Origin of the sequence: Geobacillus sp. C56-T2 (assembly GCF_007829715.1) — a bacterium.
In the GTDB taxonomy this organism is placed as follows: domain Bacteria; phylum Bacillota; class Bacilli; order Bacillales; family Anoxybacillaceae; genus Geobacillus; species Geobacillus icigianus.
The window spans coordinates 853,377-868,885 of sequence record NZ_VJWB01000001.1; the positions used below are offsets into that span (position 1 = coordinate 853,377).

A 15,509-nucleotide genomic window follows, 5' to 3' on the forward strand; every position below is an offset into this window, starting at 1 on the left:
TTAAGGAGGAATCGATGATGACGATTACATTGCAAGTCCAAGGAATGACATGCGGACATTGCCAAGCGGCGGTGACGAACGCCCTTCAAGCATTGGATGGCGTCAGCCGCGTCGAAGTGCATTTGCAAGAAGGTACGGTCGATGTGGAGTATGATGAAACAAAGATCAGCGTAGAAAAACTGAAAGAAGCGATTGAAGAGCAAGGATATGATGTGAAATAACGGGAAAGGGCCCCGAGGGAGGACGGGGCCTTTTTGATCGAGAGCGTAACGGGACATGACGAGCTCTCGGCTAGGGAACGTTTTTCTCTTCCTGGAGAATATCGAGAAAGCGGGATGTTATAATGAAAATAACAGGCGCGGAAAAAGGGGGGATTGATTTGCGATCGCAACAAGACATCCTTAATGAAATGGCGAAATGTTTAGATTTATGGAAGAAAAAGTATGGTGTGAAGCGAATCGGGTTATTTGGCTCGTACAGTCGGGGGGAACAAAGGGAGTCGAGTGACATTGATGTGTTGGTAGAATTTGTGGATCATGCGGTGACGTTTGATCATTATATGGAGTTGAAACTGAGTTTGGAAGATCTTTTTCAAAAACCAGTGGATTTAGTGATTGTAGATGACATCAAACCAGGATTAAAGCAAACTATTTTAAGGAGTGTGAAGTATGCAGAGGGATCCTAGCGTCTTTTTGCAAGATATTTTGGTTGCTGCAGAGAAAATTGAGAAGTACACCCAAGGGCTTTCTTATGATGACTTTTTAGATAATGATTTAGTATCAGATGCAGTCATTAAAAACATATTAGTGATTGGAGAAGCAGCGAAAAACATTCCAGACGAAATTAGGCAAGCATCCCCATATATCGAATGGAGAAAGATGGCTGGCATGAGGGATATGCTGATCCACAGTTATTTCTCCATTAATTATCGAATTGTGTGGGATGTCGTTCGAAATAAGATTCCTGTATTAAAACAGCACGTTGAACGATTGCTAAATGAAAGTTAGACTTCCATTCAAACCGTATGCGCCGTTTGGGGATAGCTCATTATTCAAAAAAGGGGTTGGCCTAGAAGACCAGTGAAAAAAGGTTTCCGCGCGCCAATCAGCGGTATTTCACAGGAAAAGAAAGCTGATTTCACAATGCTTCTCAATAGGATAAAAAATAGATGTGCAAAATGTATGGAGAAAATCGTTCAACGAAAATGAAAAAAAGCAAGCGATTCGGATCCGCCGAGCTTAGCGGCGATACGTAATCGCTTGCCGTCCCATTTGAACCCAAGCCGCGATAAACTCTTGCTTTGGTGCTTTTTGATTTTTGATGGCGGTCAATGGGTCGTTGAAATAAATGTACTGCTCATCGTATCCCGTAATGAGCACCGCGTGTTCCCGATACGTGATTTTGATCGGTCCTTGCGGTGTTTGCCATTCGCGAAAGGCGGAGGGGGGAAGCGGACGGAAGGTGGTGTTTGTAATGACCCACACCGGGGAGCCTTTCGCTACGTAGTCATAAATGTGTTCAAAGGATTGTCCGGTCAAGTCGACGATTTGCGTTGGCAAGTATCGTTCGGCCAGCTCCTTAATGGGTTTGTGATATACGCCGTATCCAGGCTTCGACAATGTATACATGTCGCCGACAAATCCTTCATTCGGATGGCCGTAAAAGACGCGGCCGTTTTTTACTTGATATGGCGTCGGATTTTTCCGCACTTGTCTCGCTAATGTCATTTTGTCAACACGAACTCCTGCATGGTTCAGCAGCATGGCTAAGCTGGTGACTTCACATCCCCTTGGCAGCTCGGGGAGTTGCGAGATTAACGGTGCGTCAATCAACACCGTTGATTTCAACGTCGATTTGTCGGCGTTCGCCGCTTGGTCATGATTGACAAGCGGGACGATGGTTTCCTGTACAAAATGTTGAAATCGATCCCTTGTTTGCGCCCAGCTTTTATGATTGGACAAAACGGCTAGAAGCAAGGCGAGACAGCCCGCGTATACAGCCAGCAACAGCTGGTCCCTTTTGCGGCTGAGAGGGCTTCGCAAAAGAGCGAGGCAGAGGAGCACGATGAGAGCGGTCAACAGCGAGATCATGGTGAGCAAAGCCATTCTCCCCCTTCATCGGTCAGTGGCGTTTCAATGGCGGCTTCTGGGCTGTTTTGATTGTTTTCCCGTTTCCAAAGAAGGGTATTGGAACAAGAGGGCGTTAAATGTATAGTCAGCTGCCCATTGTGCCTCCGATGGTTGTGATGGAACGTTGGGTTTTGTCAAAAATGGCGAAAGATTGGTTTTGAAACTTTGCTTTTTGTAAGATAGAATGGAACTGGTTTTGTTTTCTTCTTTGCCTATTATTTTATTGCAACCGAAGGCGTAAGGTAAAGAATAAAAACGGGTTGCCTTGATGTCAATTCATTGGAGGGACAGTCATCGTTATGTGTGGATTTATTGGATGGATTGTCGATCGTCCGGAATGTCAAGATCCGGGATGGAGCGAGGAATTAAGGCGGATGAACCGCCTGATTACCCATCGCGGGCCGGATGATGAGGGGTATTATATGGATGAGCACGTCGGGTTTGGATTTCGGCGGCTCAGCATCATCGATTTGGAAGCGGGGCACCAGCCGCTCTCGTATGAAAACGATCGGTACTGGATCATTTTTAACGGGGAGATTTACAATTACGTCGAATTGCGGGAAGAGCTGACGGCGAAAGGATTGTCGTTTGCGACGAACTCTGATACGGAGGTCATCGTTGCGCTTTATAGCATGGAACAAGAAAAAGCGGTCGAAAAGCTGCGCGGGATGTTTGCGTTTGTCATTTGGGACAAGCAGGAAAAAACGGTGTTTGCAGCCCGCGATCCGTTCGGCATTAAACCGTTTTTCTATGCGAAACAAGGCGGCCGCACGTTTTTCGCTTCGGAGAAGAAAAGCCTTTTGCTTGCGTTTGGTGAGGAAACGGTAGATCATGAATCGCTCCAGCATTATTTAACCTTCCAATACGTCCCCGAGCCATCGACGATGTCGGCCGGTATTTCGAAGTTGGAGCCGGGGCATTATATCAAGAAACGAGTCGGTGAACCGCTCACGATTCATCGCTATTGGAAGCCGTTTTTCCGCCCTGTTCGCCAGTCGGAGGAGGAATTGGTTGAGAACATCCGCACGGCGTTGGTTGATTCGGTCCGTGTCCATATGCGCAGCGATGTGCCGGTCGGGGCGTTTTTGTCGGGCGGCATTGATTCATCGTTCATCGTCGCCATCGCCAAACAATTCCATCCGCACCTGAAGACATTTTCCGTCGGGTTTGAGCGGCAAGGGTTCAGCGAAATCGATGTGGCCAAGGAGACGGCTGAGAAGCTGGGTGTAGACAATATCAGCTATGTCATTTCGCCGCAGGAGTATATGGACGAGCTGCCGAAAATTATGTGGCATATGGATGATCCGTTGGCGGATCCGGCCGCGGTGCCGCTGTATTTTGTCGCCCGTGAAGCGAGAAAGCATGTTACCGTGGTGCTTTCCGGCGAGGGGGCGGACGAGCTGTTTGGCGGCTATAACATTTATCGTGAACCACAATCGTTGCGGTGGTTGGAGCGGATGCCGGGAGCGGTGAAGAGCGTGCTGCGCTTCATCGCCAAGTGGCTTCCTGACGGGGTGAAAGGGAAGAGCTTTTTAGAGCGCGGCACGACCCCGCTTGAGAAACGGTATATCGGGAACGCCAAAATATACAGTGAAGCGGAAAAGGCGGCCTTGCTCAAAACGTATGAAAAAGGCCGTGAGTATACAACGGTGACCGCGCCGCTCTATCAAGAAACCGTTCATTATCCGCCGGTCAACCGGATGCAGTACATTGATCTCCATACATGGCTGAGAGGCGATATTTTAGTTAAGGCCGATAAAATGACGATGGCGCATTCGCTTGAGTTGCGGGTGCCGTTTTTGGACAAAGCGGTGTTTGCAGCAGCTGCTACGATCGCTCCGGAAATGAAAACCGCCAACGGCACGACGAAATATATTTTGCGCAAAGCGGCCGAAGGCATCGTGCCGGATCATGTATTAAACCGGAAAAAATTAGGATTTCCTGTGCCGATTCGTCACTGGTTGAGAAACGAAATGTATGATTGGGCGAAACAGCTTATTCACGACAGCGAAACGGACCACTTGTTCCATAAAGACGTGCTGTATCGCTTGCTCGATGAGCATGCGCAGCAGAAAGCAGACCATAGCCGCAAGCTGTGGACGGTGTTGGCGTTTATGATTTGGCATCAAGTGTATGTAGAGCGAGCCTACGATTTTGTTTCATCTGGACAAAAGGAAAAGCCGCTGGCGCCTGCTTTTGAGGCGTAAGGGGGAACAGGACGAGGCGTCCCGGAATTCGGCCGGGGCGCCTGCCTGTTTTGGTCCGGAAACCATAAGGGGCGGTGATTGACTCGCGCAACCGCTTCTCGGAATCGTTTCGCCAGTAGAAAAGACTTGCTGCATCAGCCTCTGCGTTCACGCGTTCCATCATCGATCAAGGCAAGCAGCGGTTTTTTACCAAAAAGGGACGGTGTGAGCAAGGCGAAAGCGCTGCGCTAGTTTCGTTTGGTCGGGCAGGGGGCCATGATGGGGATATGGTGTTGGGGTGAATAGCAGGAGGAGGAAAAACGGGATGTGGCCGCTGTTTACCGAATGATCGGCTTGGCGGTCTGTTCTTTTCTATCTCTTTGTTCGGTTGGCATGATATAATTTAAGAAAAATGAAACAACTTGTTGCGAAGATGGAAGGGAAGAAAAAATGGAGAAAAGACGGGAGCTGGAGCGGCTGCGTGAACAATTGAACCAGTGGCTTGCCGAAGAGGAAAGCGATAATGATTGGGAATGGATCAGACGGGGCGAGGAGATCGTTGAACGGTTGTCTCAGCTAGAGCCGGAAAATAAGAATCTTAGAACATGGTTTGCCCAAGTTTTATGCCGTTACGGGCGCGATATAAAGCTGAAGAAGCGGAACTTTCAAAAAGCGCGGACATTGTTTGAAGAAGCGTTGCGTTTTGATCCGGAGGACCCGGTTTGCCGTTATCATTTGGGCCATCTCGAGCTGTATGACAGGAAATGGAGAAAGGCGATTCAGCAGCTCGAATTCGTTTGGAAGTCAACCCATCAAGCCCTCAAACCGTATCATTATATTCGCGCGCTCTGTTCCAGTGCGATTGCTTATAATCAGCTTGGGGATCCGAAAAAAGCGCTCGAATTGCTTGACCAAGCGGAGAAAAAGACCGACAGCCATTTGTACCAAACCGAGATTGACAACGTCCGCTTGCAAGTGAATGTGCGTGAAAAAGCGGAGGCAGAGAAAGACGAGTGTTTATTTCTCCTCATCGAAGAAAATCGGCGCTTGCCCATTACCTATGGGGAAGCTTGCGAGCTGGCTGAGGAAGACGATCAGTACGTGATTTTGGATATGCGGAGAAACGCGGTGTTCCACGGTCCTTGCGATTCGGTTCCATTGCCGGATCGCCTGGTTAAATTGCTTCAATGTTTGCTGAAGGCGGCGCCGAACGTCAGAGAGTACAGTGACATCCGAGCAGAAGTATGGGGAGAAGGGGAGGATGTGAGGGACGACGTTGTGAAAAAAATGATCGAAAAATTGCGGAAACGGCTAGCATCTTGTTTTTCTGAACCGATTGATCAGATTATCGTCAATGTACGGGGAAGAGGGTATCGCTGGGAATGCGAAATTCCTTATCGCATCATTGTGTCGCAAGATGATTATGAATATGTCATATGAAAATTATGAAAAGCGGGAAATGGTCACCTAGCCGGTGACCATTTTTTTTTATAATGCCATTGTCAAAAGCAAAAAAATCAAGGAGGGATTTGTAATGGGGACATTAACGGCACAGTTGTTGATTGGAAAGGGGCATCCGTACCATGGCGGCATCAGCCCGACACATTATTTGTTCTTGTCCGAGAATAGCGTACCGGCGTGGATTTTAGTCCGGGAAAATTTGCTCTCGTCTAAGCAGGAGAAACCGTTCATGAAAAAAGTATGGATTCCGACGCTTGAACATATGCTTGAGGACGGGCTGCTCATGGTGGCGTATTACGTCCTTCATGACCCTGTGATCCAAGAAAAGGCGAAACCGTTCATTGAAGGGAAAAAGGGCGGACGTGTTCAATTGTACGATGATATTGATATGAGCCATCTTCGCGAGCTGCATTCGCTCTGCCGGCAAATCGACACCGACTATAAAATTGCGTTCACTATTTTTGATGATTCCACATTAAACGGTCATTTGGATGTATTGAAGCAATACAAGATGGATGTGGAAATTTGCCTTTCATGCTATCACCGTTATAAGGATGTGTGGAACCGGCGGACGGTGGAAAGAGGAAGCTGGCCGATTCGCTGACAGTGCTGTTTCCCCGGGCGGAATGGCCGCCCGCCACGCCTGGGGGATGTTTCAACGCTTGGTGAGCTGTGAGGATTCAAAGGGAATGGAACGATAAATCACAAAGACGGAAGGGGAATCAAAATGGAAACGATTAATGTATTTGTGTATGGGACACTGCGGATAGGAGGACGCAATCATCGGCTGATTGCCAATTATGTGCAGTCCGTTCGCAAAGTGACGGTGAAAGGGAGGCTGTTCCATTTGCCAGCTGGCTATCCGGCGATGGTGGACGGAAACGGGACCGTTCACGGCGAAATGTTCGAACTAAGCGATCCGGAAGCGGTGCTTGCTTTGCTCGATCAACTTGAAGGGTATCACGGCCCGGGGGAGTTGAATCATTATGAGCGAATCACTGTTGTCGCAACGGATGCTGATGGCAATACGTATACTTGTTACGCTTATGTTTATCCGCAGGAGCAGGAAGAATGGCTCACACAACACGCTCAACTCGTTTTCGGGGGTGATTGGATGACGTTTCTCCATTCTCCAAAGGAAGTGTTGTATTTTGCGTATGGCTCGTGCATGAGTGAACGCGATTTTCGGCCCACTGTTCCCCATTTTGAAGTGATGGGCCGGGCCGTGCTTGATGACTATCGGCTGGCGTTTACCCGATATTCGTGCAGGAGGGAGGGCGGAGTGGCCGATATTGTGCCTTCCCCCGGCGATCGGGTCGAGGGGGTGCTGTATAAAATTCCGGAGCACTATGTGGCGAATCTTGATCGGCGCGAAGGAGTTCCAGCCGGTGTGTACCGCCGAGAATACGTCGATGTGCAGTTTCACGGGCAGTTTGTCCCCGCACTTACGTATGTTGTCGTTGACAAACAGGCAGAGGAAATTGCGCCGAGCGCATCGTATGCCGCTATTATTCTTAATGAAGGGATGTCCCGCTTGAGCCGGCAATACGCTGAACAAGTGCGGCGCCATATTGAAAGATTATGGGAAAAAGGGCGCGGAAAGGGAGGCAGATAAAAACAAGTTTGTAGATTTTGAGAAACGCGGCTGGGAAGCGGCCTACGCCCTTAAATCACCCCCTTTCTAGGACAGTGTTTCTAAGGATTGATCGAGAAAATCTCGCTTGTCCCTTGCAATTCTTGTTGTTTTAGTATATGCTTGTTCCATCAGGATGATCATCCACTATATATTGTTTTGTTCTCTTTTTTAAACAACTATATATCGTTTCGCCAAGCAATGGTGTCCATCAGGACTTAATAGGGAATCCGGTGCGAATCCGGAACTGCCCCCGCAACTGTATGTGCGGACGAAATGGGATGGCCACTGGCGGTAAGAGCCATTTAGCGCCGCTGGGAAGGCCCCAAAGTAGGACGATGCACGAGTCAGGAGACCTGCCTTGCTTGGAACGTTTCATGTTCTTCGGGGTGTGAGAAGATGAAACGATAGGGGAAAAGAAAAAGGGAGTTCGTCTGCCTTTTTCCGTCTGTCGTTTCATCCGCTCGCCTGCCCGAGCGGATTTTTTTATGGAGGAGAGGGGAAACGAATGACAGTGTCGACGAAATCAATTGTTGTCGATGATCAAGGAAAAGAGAAAGCATTTTCGCGCGAGGAGTTTGCTAGGTTGGTGGAGCAGGCGGCGGCCGACTTTGTCCGTCTGTCGCTCGAGGAATATGAAGAACGTGTATGGCAGCTTCTCAGCCGAAAAGAGATGGTCACCTTCCGGCAGCTGTATCAAACCGCCATTTTGGAAGGGCTGTCGTATATTAGTGAGCAGGAGCCGGAATGGACGTTTGTGTGCGCCCGCCTGTATTTGCAGCAACTGTACCGCGAGGCAGCACGGCATCGCGGGTACGATGAGCGCAAGCGGTATGGCGATTTCTACTCGCTCCTTGTTGTGCTGACGGAACAAGGAGTATATCATCCGCTGCTGCTTGAACGTTATACGAAAGAAGAAATTGAGTCCATCGGTGCGTTTCTTGATCCGGAGAAGGACAAGTTGTTTACGTACATAGGGTTGCGCACGCTTGCGGATCGGTATTTGGCCCGCGATTATGAGCGGCGGCTGTATGAATTGCCGCAGGAGCGATTTTTGGTCATCGCCATGACGCTCATGGCGAACGAACCACAGCAGCGGCGGCTTGAGCTGGTGAAGGAAGCGTATTGGGCGTTAAGCAACCTATACATGACCGTGGCGACGCCGACGCTTGCCAACGCCGGGAAGTCATACGGCCAGCTGTCGAGCTGCTTTGTCGACACGGTCGATGACAGTTTGCAAGGGATTTACGACAGCAACACCGATATCGCCAATTTATCGAAATCAGGCGGCGGCATTGGGGTTTATTTAGGGAAAATTCGGTCGCGCGGCAGCGACATTAAAGGATTCAAAGGGGTCTCTTCCGGTGTCATCCCGTGGATGAAGCAGCTGAACAACACAGCGGTGAGCGTCGATCAGCTGGGACAGCGAAAGGGAGCCATTTCCGTCTATTTGGATGTGTGGCATAAAGATATTTTTGCGTTTCTCGATGCGCGGCTCAACAACGGCGACGAACGGCTGCGGACGCATGACTTGTTCACCGGCGTTTGCATCCCTGATTTGTTCATGGAACAGGTCGAACAGCGCGGCGACTGGTATTTGTTTGATCCGCATGAAGTGCGGACGGTGATGGGATTTAGCTTGGAAGACTTTTATGATGAGGAAAAAGGGAAGGGCAGCTTTCGGGAGAAATATTGGCAATGCGTCAACGAGCCGAGGCTGTCGAAAGAAAAAGTGCCGGCGATCGAAGTGATGAAAGGCATTATGCGCAGCCAGCTCGAGTCCGGGACGCCGTTTATGTTTTACCGCGATGAAGTGAACCGGCAAAATCCGAATCGCCATCTCGGGATGATTTACTGCAGCAACCTTTGCACGGAAATCGCGCAAAACCAAAGCCCGACGGTGATGAAGCGGCAATATGTGAAAGACGGGATGATTGTGATCGAAAAAATCCCGGGCGATTTTGTCGTCTGCAATTTATCGTCGATCAACTTGGCGCGTGCGGTGACCGATGGGGTGTTGGAGCGGCTCATCCCGATTCAAATGCGGATGCTTGATAATGTCATTGATTTAAATAACATTCCGGTGCTGCAGGCCGGTTTGACGAACGAAAAATACCGCGCTGTCGGGCTTGGCACTTTTGGCTGGCATCATTTGCTGGCGTTAAAAGGCATTCGCTGGGAGTCGGAGGAAGCGGTTCGCTACGCCGATGAACTGTATGAAACGATCGCGTATTTGGCGATTCAAGCGAGTATGGAGCTCGCCAAAGAAAAAGGGAGCTACCCGGCGTTTGCCGGATCGGATTGGCAGACGGGTGCTTATTTCGAACGGCGCGGCTACCAAAGCCACGGCGAGCTCGATTGGGACCGACTCAAGAGCAATGTAGCCCGCTACGGGGTGCGCAACGGCTATATCATGGCCATTGCGCCAAACGCCTCGACGTCGATCATCGCCGGCAGCACGGCGAGCATCGATCCGATTTTCTTAAAAGTGTATGCCGAGGAAAAGAAAGATTATAAAATTCCTGTGACCGTGCCGGATCTAAACGAACAGACGACATGGTATTACAAATCGGCGTACCATATCGACCAACGTTGGAGCATCAAGCAAAACGCCGCGCGCCAGCGCCATGTCGACCAAGCCATCTCGTTTAACTTCTACGTCATGAATACGATCAAGGCAAAGGAGCTGCTCGATTTGCATTTGACAGCGTGGAAGTCGGGGTTGAAAACGACGTATTACGTGCGTTCGACATCGGGGACGATCGAAGAGTGCGATTCGTGCGCGAGCTGACCGGGGCCAAAAGAGGCGCACTTCCTTGTGCCGGAGAGGCGTAAGCGGTTGGCCGCTCACACGATACTATATAAGCTGCAATTTTGTTTTCCATGGCATTGTTCGCTCTTCTTGTCACCGTGCCAGCTTGTCAGGTGATCAAGACGGGACATGGGGATCAGAAATTCTTTAGAAAACGAAAGGAAGGAATGGACGATGACGATCAGTGTAGTCAAACGGCCCATTATGGATCCGGAGGCGCCGAACCGTTCGACGGGCATCATCAACGGCCGCTGCTCGAATGTGTTGAATTGGGATGATCTCGCCTATCCGTGGGCGTATGGCAAATATAAGCGAATGCTCGCCAATTTTTGGACGCCGTTTGAAATCAATATGGCGCAAGATGTGAAGCAGTTTCCGCAATTAACGGCCCGCGAGCAGGAGGCATTTTTGAAAATCATCGGTCTTCTGGCGCTGCTTGACAGCATCCAAACCGATTACGCCGGACGTGTCGCTGATTACATTACGGACCCGAGCATCAACGCGCTCATGATTATGCTCGCCCAGCAGGAAGTCATTCACAACCATTCCTATTCGTACGTGCTTTCGAGCCTTGTGCCGAAAGCGAAGCAAGATGAAGTATTCGACTTTTGGCGGAACGAACCGACGCTGCGCAAGCGGAACGATTTTGTGACGAACGGCTACAAGGCGTTTGCGGAAGAGCCGAATGTGGAAAACTTGTTGCGCTCGATCGTTTTTGACGTCATTTTAGAAGGACTGTTTTTCTACTCAGGGTTTGCGTTCTTCTACAACCTCGCGCGCCAGCAAAAAATGGTGGCGACGAGCACGATGATCAATTACATCAACCGTGACGAGCACATTCATGTCGATTTGTTTGCGAAAATTTTCAAAGAAGTGTTGAACGAATATCCGGAATATCGGACGCCGGAGTTGGCGGATTTTGTCCGGGAAACGTTTACGAAAGCGGCTGAGCTGGAGATCGAATGGGCGCGGGAAATCATCGGCCATGAGATCGATGGCATCGACTTGGCTGATTTGGAGGCGTACATTAAGTTTTACGCCAACGTCCGTGCCCACCAGCTTGGGTTTGACCGCCCGTTCGACGGCTATCGGACGAACCCGCTTCGCTGGATTAAAGCGTATGAAGAAGTCGACCTTGGCAAATCCGACTTTTTCGAACAAAAACCACGCCAATATACGAAAGTGCAAGTGGACAACGGATTTGATGAGTTGTAATGAAGGAGAAGCCACGTTTGACAGCGGTCAGCGTGGCTTTTTTGTCAGGCAAGGCGCCTTTGGCTTGATTTGCCGTTTTTTGAACGAATAGGAGCGGACGTTTGGGCAGGACAGATGGCCAAGCAGTCTGCAAACATGAGCGAGAAACTACGTGAAGCTGTCGTTGCGGTTGAACAACAGATGGCCAAGCAGTTTGCAAGCGTGAGGGGACGATAAGGATAGAAGCGGGCGTTCGATGGGGGCTGTACTGTTGGTGCGCAAAGCAGCTCACCTGATTCAAGGGTGAGCTGTTTCCGTTCAGAGGAGAAGAATCAGGCAATGAAAGAGCAAGAAAAGAGACGATAGCGTGGCCCATCCCACGTCACCTTTTGGCCCCGTCCGGAATAAAACAGAATCAGGAACATTGCCCACTTGATATGGGACGCGATTCCGGCGATAATGGAAACAGTGCGTGATGGATGCGCTTGTCAGCATGGAATGAACGAAGAAGGTGACACACAGTTGAAATAAATTTATAAAATTTCGTAAAACTCTATATACAATTTATAAAAACTATGTATATAGGTGATAAATCGGTTTGAAATGATAACTGACATAGGGAAAACCAAGAAAATGATTCAGGAGTTAGTAAAAGATGATCAAGACTTATAAAGTCATGCTTTTACCAAACAATAAGCAAAGAACAAAGTTATTTGAGTGTGCAGGCGTATCCCGATGGGCATACAATTGGGCATTGGCTACACAACAAGAAAACGACAAAAATGGTGGAACGTTTTTAAACGATCGTGAATTGAGAAAAATCTTGACGCAATTAAAAAAGCAAAAAGAATATGCTTGGCTTAACCATTATTCCAATAATATAACAAAACAAGCGATTAAAGATGCCTGTCAAGCGTACAAAAACTTCTTTGAAGGCAGGACGAAGTTTCCAAAATTTAAGTCAAAAAAGAGAAGCAAACCAAGTTTTTATCAAGATACAGCAAAAATCAAAATCACAAAAACGCATGTAAAATTGGAAAAGCTGACCACTTCGAAGAAAAAGAATAGGCAGAAACTTAACTATGTTAAGTTGGCTGAAAAAGACAGAATCCCAACAGGGAGTAATATAAACTATCTCAACCCAAGAATCACGTTTGACGGAATAAATTGGTGGCTTAGTATTGGAGTTGAAGAAGTTGAAAACAAAAACCAAAATTATACTGATGGCATAGGCATCGATTTAGGGGTGAAAGATTTAGCTGTCGTTAGCAACGGGCAGAGGTTTCCCAATATAAACAAATCAAACAAAGTGAAGAAGTTGGAGAAAAGGCTGAAACGGTTACAACGTGAGTTATCAAGGAAATATGAGAAAAACAAAATAAAAACAGAAGGAGGTGAATTCCGTTACAGAAAAACAAACAATATAAAGAAGTTGGAATTCCTTGTTCGAAAGACGTACCGAAGGCTGAAACACATTAGGCACAATTCTATTCATCAAATCACTACATCTTTGGTGAAAACCAAGCCAGAGTATGTAGTCATGGAAAGTTTAAACACTCATGGAATGTTAAAGAACAGAAAGCTATCGAAAGCCATCCAAGAACAAACATTCCACGAGTTGAAAAGGCAAATGGAATATAAGTGTGCCTGGAATGGAATTAAGTTTATACTTGCCGATCGATTCTTCCCTTCGTCTAAAACGTGCAGCCATTGTGGGGCTGTAAAAGAGAAACTTTCTTTGTCAGAAAGAACGTTTGTATGTGATGAATGCGGAAATCACATAGACAGGGATGTAAACGCAAGTAGAAACTTAAAAAAATATGGTGAGTCAATAGCCTAGCACGTAAAGCGGCTATTGACATGTACCCATTCGTTAGTGGGGAATTGAAGCCTTCGGAGCGCCACATCCAACGAGAGTAGCTTTGGCGAAATCGGGTGCGATGAACAAGGAAAGAAACATAGGTCTTTATAAGATGTTTAACTATCTTATAAAGCCTTATAAGTTTTCTGTAACGGTGACAGAACGATGGAACATGCCGAACATATTTATCAAAGACTCGTAGAGATTTGTGGTGAACGAAATGTCCTTCGCGATGAGCCGATGAAAAACCATACATTGGTGCGGATCGGCGGCAAGGCCGATTTTCTCGTCTGGCCGGAGACGTACGAGCAAGTCATTGAGGTGCTGCGGCTGAAAGAGGAGTACGGGCTGCCGTTTACGCTTCTTGGCAACGGTTCGAACGTCATTATCCGCGACGGCGGGCTGCGCGGTATTGTTATGCAGTTGAAGCATCTCAATCGCATTTGGCGTGAAGGAAACAACGTGATCGCCCAAAGCGGGGCGGATATTAAAGCGGTGTCGCGGTTCGCGCTTGAACAACACCTCACCGGGTTGGAGTTTGCCTGCGGCATTCCGGGGTCGGTCGGCGGGGCGATTATGATGAACGCCGGAGCGTACGGCGGTGAAGTGAAAGATGTGCTTGACCATGTCAAAGTGGCGACGCTCGCCGGTGAGTTGAAAACGTTGAAAAAGGAAGAGCTGGAGCTTGGCTATCGAACAAGCTTGATCAGCCGGACGCATGATATTGTGCTCGAAGTGGTCTTTGCGCTCCAGCCAGGTGACTATAAGCAAATCAAGGCGAAAATGGATGATTTAACCTTTCAGCGCGAATCGAAACAGCCGCTGGAGTATCCGTCGGTCGGAAGCGTGTTTAAGCGTCCGCCGGGCTATTTTGCCGGCAAGCTCATCCAAGACAGCGGCCTTCAGGGAAAAGGATTCGGCGGCGCCGAAGTGTCGACGAAGCATGCGGGATTCATTATTAACAAAAACAATGCGACCGCTGCCGATTACATTGCAACGATCGAAATGGTGCGCAAAACAGTGAAAGAAAAGTTCGGGGTCGATCTGGAATTGGAAGTCAAAATTATTGGCGAGGAATGAAGGAAGATCCGAATCCGGTTTGCGGGTTCGGATTTTTTCATTTTGACGAGAGGAAAAATGAAACCGACCGCCAATAGGTAAGAAAAGGGGTTATGAATGGGGGAAGAGGATGAAGCTTTGTTTTATTATCAACCCAGCCGCCCAAAACGGCCGGTCCGTGTCCGTTTGGAAGCAGCTGCAACCGCAGCTAGATCGGGAAGGAATCGCCTATCAGGCGTATTGGACGAGCCGAAAGGGAGAGGGAAAGGACATCGCCCGCCGCATCGGTGAGGAACGTGTTGAGCCGACGGTGATCACGGCTGTCGGGGGCGATGGGACGGTGCATGAAGTGGTGAACGGCGCGGGTATGTTTCCGCACGTGGCAATAAGCTGCATTCCCGCCGGAACGGGAAATGACTTTGTCCGCGGTTTCCGTCTGGCCCGAAAACCGAAACAGGCGCTCCAACGGCTGATCAATGACGCTCGATCCGGCAAGGCTTGGACTTTCGATCTCGGCCGTTTTGCCAGCCGCACCGTGCCGGACGGCGTGTTTGCCAGCAGCATCGGCTGCGGATTTGACGCCCATATCGCCCGCGCGGTCAACCGCTCGAAATGGAAAGGAAGGCTGAATCGCGTCGGGCTTGGCGCGCTTACTTATGCCGTTTATTTAGTGAAAGAGCTGTTTTGCTATCAACCAACGAACCTCGAACTTTTCATTGACGGACGGGCTTATTCGTTTCCTAAAGCCTGGATGGCGACGGTGTCGAACCATTCGTACTACGGCGGCGGAATGCGCATCGCTCCGTCGGCGCGGGCGGACGATGGCCTGCTTCATGTGACAGTTGTCGGCGCGATTTCCCGCTGGAAAATTCTTGCCCTGTTTTTGCCCGTATTTTGGGGCGGGCATGTGCGAATGAAAGAAGTGTCCGTGTTCGCTGGACGAAATGTGTGCATTCGTCCGGCAACCCCTGTTCCCGTTCACGCGGATGGGGAGGAGGCGGGAGAAGGGGAAGTGTCAGTTTGGGTAGAGGCTAGAGGACTGAGAGTGATCGGAGCGGAAACGCAATGAAAGGTTGAGGCGTATATGAATAGAGAACAGTGGCGAGGGGAGGGGGACGATGGGGAAACGGGTAGTCATGCTCGATGTTGTCTTCTATGTTGTGTTTCCGATCGT

General features: G+C 49.1%; 13 protein-coding genes and 1 riboswitch. Of the genes, 12 read left to right on the forward strand and 1 reads right to left on the reverse strand.

What is annotated here, in order from left to right:
* Positions 1-17 precede the first annotated feature (17 nt).
* The 3 genes from copZ (at position 18) to GC56T2_RS04430 (ending at position 1,007) form a co-directional block, all read left to right on the forward strand.
* Positions 18-221, forward strand: coding sequence for a copper chaperone CopZ (copZ, locus tag GC56T2_RS04420; RefSeq protein ID WP_033019837.1), 204 nt, complete (start codon positions 18-20; stop codon positions 219-221).
* 122 nt (positions 222-343) lie between these two features.
* Positions 344-685, forward strand: coding sequence for a nucleotidyltransferase family protein (locus tag GC56T2_RS04425; RefSeq protein WP_255516016.1), 342 nt, complete (start codon positions 344-346; stop codon positions 683-685).
* Positions 669-1,007 (forward strand): HepT-like ribonuclease domain-containing protein, encoded by a 339-nt coding sequence (locus GC56T2_RS04430; RefSeq protein ID WP_033019839.1) that lies wholly within the window; start codon positions 669-671, stop codon positions 1,005-1,007. Before GC56T2_RS04425 ends, GC56T2_RS04430 begins: the two co-directional genes overlap by 17 nt.
* A 231-nt stretch (positions 1,008-1,238) precedes the next feature.
* Here GC56T2_RS04430 and GC56T2_RS04435 read toward each other — a convergent pair whose 3' ends face one another.
* Positions 1,239-2,099 (reverse strand): C39 family peptidase, encoded by an 861-nt coding sequence (locus GC56T2_RS04435; RefSeq protein ID WP_370454517.1) that lies wholly within the window; start codon positions 2,097-2,099, stop codon positions 1,239-1,241.
* A 329-nt stretch (positions 2,100-2,428) separates the two neighbouring features.
* On the opposite strand from GC56T2_RS04435, the gene asnB reads away from it, so the two are divergent.
* The 9 genes from asnB to GC56T2_RS04485 all read left to right on the forward strand — a co-directional run bounded on the left by asnB (position 2,429) and on the right by GC56T2_RS04485 (position 15,404).
* Positions 2,429-4,336 (forward strand): asparagine synthase (glutamine-hydrolyzing), encoded by a 1,908-nt coding sequence (asnB, locus tag GC56T2_RS04440; RefSeq protein ID WP_144973345.1) that lies wholly within the window; start codon positions 2,429-2,431, stop codon positions 4,334-4,336.
* A gap of 429 nt (positions 4,337-4,765) precedes the next feature.
* Positions 4,766-5,755, forward strand: a complete 990-nt coding sequence (locus tag GC56T2_RS04445) for a winged helix-turn-helix domain-containing protein (RefSeq protein WP_144973347.1) — start codon at positions 4,766-4,768, stop codon at positions 5,753-5,755.
* Between the two features lie 94 nt (positions 5,756-5,849).
* The gene (locus tag GC56T2_RS18015) at positions 5,850-6,380 is read left to right on the forward strand and encodes a hypothetical protein (RefSeq protein WP_255516017.1); all 531 of its coding nucleotides are present in this window, start codon (positions 5,850-5,852) and stop codon (positions 6,378-6,380) included.
* Positions 6,381-6,503: 123 nt separating this feature from the next.
* On the forward strand, positions 6,504-7,391 hold the full coding sequence (locus GC56T2_RS04460; RefSeq protein ID WP_144973349.1) for a gamma-glutamylcyclotransferase family protein: 888 nt from the start codon (positions 6,504-6,506) through the stop codon (positions 7,389-7,391).
* A 202-nt stretch (positions 7,392-7,593) separates the two neighbouring features.
* Positions 7,594-7,787: riboswitch (cobalamin riboswitch) on the forward strand.
* A 130-nt stretch (positions 7,788-7,917) separates the two neighbouring features.
* The gene (locus tag GC56T2_RS04465; protein ID WP_144973351.1) at positions 7,918-10,200 is read left to right on the forward strand and encodes a ribonucleoside-diphosphate reductase subunit alpha; all 2,283 of its coding nucleotides are present in this window, start codon (positions 7,918-7,920) and stop codon (positions 10,198-10,200) included.
* 195 nt (positions 10,201-10,395) lie between these two features.
* Entirely contained in the window at positions 10,396-11,436 is a 1,041-nt protein-coding gene (locus tag GC56T2_RS04470; RefSeq protein WP_144973353.1) for a ribonucleotide-diphosphate reductase subunit beta, read from the forward strand.
* Positions 11,437-12,070: 634 nt separating this feature from the next.
* On the forward strand, positions 12,071-13,255 hold the full coding sequence (locus tag GC56T2_RS04475; protein ID WP_144973355.1) for an RNA-guided endonuclease InsQ/TnpB family protein: 1,185 nt from the start codon (positions 12,071-12,073) through the stop codon (positions 13,253-13,255).
* 186 nt (positions 13,256-13,441) lie between these two features.
* Positions 13,442-14,356, forward strand: coding sequence for a UDP-N-acetylmuramate dehydrogenase (gene murB, locus GC56T2_RS04480; protein ID WP_144973356.1), 915 nt, complete (start codon positions 13,442-13,444; stop codon positions 14,354-14,356).
* A gap of 109 nt (positions 14,357-14,465) precedes the next feature.
* A complete protein-coding gene (locus tag GC56T2_RS04485) occupies positions 14,466-15,404 on the forward strand; it encodes a diacylglycerol/lipid kinase family protein (RefSeq protein WP_144973358.1) in 939 nt (312 codons plus the stop codon).
* Positions 15,405-15,509: the final 105 nt, after the last annotated feature.

Bases quoted from the DNA above. Each gene is read 5' to 3' on its own strand.
- GC56T2_RS04465 (WP_144973351.1), top strand. From the start codon at position 7,918: ATGACAGTGTCGACGAAATCAATTGTTGTCGATGATCAAGGAAAAGAG.
- GC56T2_RS04445 (WP_144973347.1), top strand. From the start codon at position 4,766: ATGGAGAAAAGACGGGAGCTGGAGCGGCTGCGTGAACAATTGAACCAG.
- GC56T2_RS04460 (WP_144973349.1), top strand. From the start codon at position 6,504: ATGGAAACGATTAATGTATTTGTGTATGGGACACTGCGGATAGGAGGA.
- GC56T2_RS04425 (WP_255516016.1), top strand. From the start codon at position 344: ATGAAAATAACAGGCGCGGAAAAAGGGGGGATTGATTTGCGATCGCAA.
- GC56T2_RS04430 (WP_033019839.1), top strand. From the start codon at position 669: ATGCAGAGGGATCCTAGCGTCTTTTTGCAAGATATTTTGGTTGCTGCA.
- GC56T2_RS04475 (WP_144973355.1), top strand. From the start codon at position 12,071: ATGATCAAGACTTATAAAGTCATGCTTTTACCAAACAATAAGCAAAGA.
- GC56T2_RS18015 (WP_255516017.1), top strand. From the start codon at position 5,850: ATGGGGACATTAACGGCACAGTTGTTGATTGGAAAGGGGCATCCGTAC.
- copZ (WP_033019837.1), top strand. From the start codon at position 18: ATGACGATTACATTGCAAGTCCAAGGAATGACATGCGGACATTGCCAA.
- murB (WP_144973356.1), top strand. From the start codon at position 13,442: ATGGAACATGCCGAACATATTTATCAAAGACTCGTAGAGATTTGTGGT.
- GC56T2_RS04485 (WP_144973358.1), top strand. From the start codon at position 14,466: ATGAAGCTTTGTTTTATTATCAACCCAGCCGCCCAAAACGGCCGGTCC.
- GC56T2_RS04470 (WP_144973353.1), top strand. From the start codon at position 10,396: ATGACGATCAGTGTAGTCAAACGGCCCATTATGGATCCGGAGGCGCCG.
- asnB (WP_144973345.1), top strand. From the start codon at position 2,429: ATGTGTGGATTTATTGGATGGATTGTCGATCGTCCGGAATGTCAAGAT.